The organism is Mycobacterium sp. E1386 (genome assembly GCF_001672745.1).
In the GTDB taxonomy this organism is placed as follows: Bacteria; Actinomycetota; Actinomycetes; order Mycobacteriales; family Mycobacteriaceae; genus Mycobacterium.
In genome coordinates, this window is sequence record NZ_LZKH01000095.1 from 26,126 (window position 1) to 29,318 (window position 3,193).

The window sequence follows — 3,193 nt, forward strand, 5'->3', positions numbered from 1 at the left end:
TAAATCCCCCCGAAAGCCTTCCCGACTCTTTCATACCTAGACCGTCTACACATCACAAACCAGCAGCGGACACCCTGTCACGCATGCCCTTCGGACGGATGTCGGGCCAGTTCTGTTCGATGTAGTCGAGACAGGCCGCGCGGTCGGCCTCGCCGTACACCACTCGCCAGCCGGCCGGGACATCGGAGAAGACGGGCCAAAGGCTGTGTTGTTCCTCGTTATTGACCAAGACGAAAAATTTGCCGCCGTCATCGTCGAACGGATTGAGCTGCAACTGACGACCTCCTACAACAGAGATGAGAGCAGAAGCGCTGCGCGCGCAGCACTAGAATCGGTGCAGCGCTTCAGGATTGGCCGTTAGTTTCGACCAGTATGGCGACCTGCCCACCGGCACGATGCGAGCGCCAGCGAGCTTCGCGGAGATCCCCGTCGTGATGTGACCGTGATGGCTGCGGTCCTGGCCCCAGTTTGTGTCCCCGACCCGAATCGCAATACCGTCCGCAACGTCAACGGTAACCCGGGAACCGCATATGCCGCTCCGCGGGGGCTTCCGTCGGCGCACCAGCGAACCATTAACAGGCTGGCACTACGACATTGGACGTCGCACTCCACGGGTCCGCAAGTACCCGGCCGTAGGTGCGGTCAAACCTGTGAATTTCGTTCCTGCATAAGAGATTCGTAACCCTGGATTTTGTTGTACGCGCGTTTCCTGCCGCCCAGCAAAACGAACGTTTGTCCCGACGCCGCCTACAATGAATTCATCTTGGGGTTGACGTGGCAGCGGAGCGGGGTGCTGGCTCTGCCGTTGCCGCAGCGGCACCGAGCCGCCGGTCTGACCATCGCATCTCCCCCGCGTGTTCACGCCGCGTTGGGTGGGTGTTCACGGGTGCGGGGGCGTTGTTCGAAGTTGTTGCAGGGGGTGATAATTCGCCGCCAAGGCGGACTCGACCGGCGGCGGGATGTGAATTGACGCACAGGGCCACAATCCGCTAGTGCCGGCGTTTAGACGCCCACGGCCGCGGGTAGAGGTGCGCCAATGTGGGGGTCAGTGCTGGGGCTGGGAATTCTGGCGGCACTCAATCCAGTGCGTCTGGGCCTCGCCCTGTTGATGATCTCCCGGCCGCGCCCCGGGCCGAATCTGCTTGCCTACTGGGTCGGCGGCCTCACCGTATGTGTGCCCGAGCTGCTTGCCCCGCTGATGCTGCTCAACTTCACATCCGCGTTCGGCTCCCACCGGCACGGTTCGGCCGCCCCGGCCGCGAACTCCACCCTCCCGCACATCCAAATCGCGCTCGGCATCCTCGCGTTGTCGATCGCCGCGGTCATGGCCGTGCGCTTCTCGACGCGGCAGCGGGTGAAGGCCGGGGCATCGGGGGGCCCCGCGGGCCCGGATGCGCCGATCGCGGTCCCGCGATTTCTGAGCCGCGCACGGGATGTCTCCGCCGAAGAGCGTTCCGGCATGCACCGCCTGCTCCACCGCGCCCACCGCGCGTGGGAGAAAGGATCGCTGTGGATCGCCTGGGTGGTCGGGCTGGCCTCAGTGCCGGTCGACGGCGTGCTCTTCATCCTCGCGATCATCGTGGCCTCGCGGGCAGCGGTCGCCACCCAGGTCAGCGCCTCGATCGCGTTCGTCCTCCTGATGTATTCCGTCGTCGAAATGATCCTGGTCGGTTACGTGGCCGCGCCGGCTCGAACCCAGGCCGTGCTGCGGCAGCTGCACGACTGGGTGCGCGCCTACCACCGGCAAATCCTGGTCACCGTCTTCACGGTCGTGGGGGTCACGCAATTGGCCCAGGGCATGCACATCCTCTGAGCCTTTCGGGCTATAGCGGTGTGTGAAGGGCCCCTCGAACACACTTGACGCACGAAGTGCACGCGCGTTAACCGATCGGCGTACGAGAAGCGTCAGGTCAGCGGGAAGATAAAGGGGCATCGGGTCTCATTTCTCGGCCGGCTTGGGAGCGCTCGTGATCACTTTGGACCGCTTGGTGAATGTGCTGGGTGGTTACGGGGTCCGGCTGGGTTGGTCATCGGTGCCCAGGTCCACTGAGCTGCGCAGCGTGGCGATACGCGAGGGTGAGCGCGCGGTGGCCGGTGATGTTTTCCTGGCGATCGGTGCCGCAACGCCCAGCGAGGCGATGCGCTGGGCGAAGTCGGCACACGCAATCCTGGTGTTGACGCGCGGCGACGCCGAGCCGATGACGTTCGACGAGGGCGCCGGCGTCGGCGCGGTGATGCTGGTCGACGACAGGCTGTCCTGGAGCGAGGTCGCCGCGATCATCTACGGGCTGGTGCTGGAGGGCCGCGAAACCGCGGCCGGCCGAGGCCCCACTGATCTTTTCGCGCTGGCCGACAGCGTGGCGGACACGGTCGGCAGTCCCGTCGTCATTCACGACGCGCTGCTGCGCGTGCTGGCCTATTCACGGCTGCAGCAACACGTCGACCCGGCGCAGGTCGAGACCATTCTGGGCCGACAGACCCCGGACCGGCTGCACGCACTATTCCACGCCCGTGGCGTGTTCACGCATCTCGCCAATTCGGACGAGCCATCGTTCGTCGAGGGCGACGCGGAATCCGGCGTCACCGGGCGCATGGTCGTGGCGGTGCGCTCGGGCCGAGAACTGATGGGGTCGGTGTGGGTCGCCTGCTCCGAGCCACTGGAAGATTCTCGGAGGGCGGCCTTGGCAGAGGGCGCGCAGACGGTAGCCCTGCACCTGCTGCGGTCACAGGCCAGCGCCGACCTTGAGCGGCAGGTCGAATCCGAACTGGTGATCCGGTTACTGGAAGGCAGCGTTGACTCCGCCACGGCGGCAAGCAAGCTCGGCCTGCCGCAGAGCGGCCTGCGGGTGATCGCGCTGCAGGCATCCGTCGGCGCCAAGCGCGACACCGCCCTACTGCTGGCGTTCGAGCGCGCCACCGCCGGGTTCGGCTGGTCACGGCCCGGTCGCAGCGCCTTGGCAGGCAACACCATCTACACCGTGCTGCCCGGAGAGCAGGCCGCGGTGGCGCGCCGCTGGGTCACCGGTCTCGAAGCGGCCCTGCCCGAAGGGGTGGCCTTGTTGGCCGGCGTCAGCGGGCCGGCCACGGTGACCGATCTGGCCGCCGCGCGTCAGGAGGCCGACGAATGCCTGGCGCTGCACGAGTCGTCACCCGGATCCGCGGCCCCCGCCTACGACGAATCGTGGGATGACAT

General features: G+C 66.3%; 3 protein-coding genes. 2 read left to right on the top strand and 1 reads right to left on the bottom strand.

Features of this window, described 5'->3' with window-relative positions:
* Positions 1-52: 52 nt before the first annotated feature.
* Complete coding sequence (locus tag A5709_RS10730; RefSeq protein WP_068119814.1) at positions 53-274, bottom strand: MbtH family protein; 222 nt, start codon at positions 272-274, stop codon at positions 53-55.
* A gap of 762 nt (positions 275-1,036) precedes the next feature.
* Between A5709_RS10730 and A5709_RS10735 the strand changes: the two genes are divergently transcribed.
* Both A5709_RS10735 and A5709_RS10740 read left to right on the top strand, forming a co-directional pair.
* Positions 1,037-1,813 carry a GAP family protein gene (locus A5709_RS10735; protein ID WP_067948092.1) on the top strand — a complete coding sequence of 259 codons (777 nt, stop codon included), beginning with the start codon at positions 1,037-1,039 and terminating at the stop codon, positions 1,811-1,813.
* A 154-nt stretch (positions 1,814-1,967) separates the two neighbouring features.
* A partial coding sequence (locus tag A5709_RS10740) for a PucR family transcriptional regulator (protein ID WP_068119816.1) occupies positions 1,968-3,193 on the top strand: 1,226 nt, incomplete at its 3' end.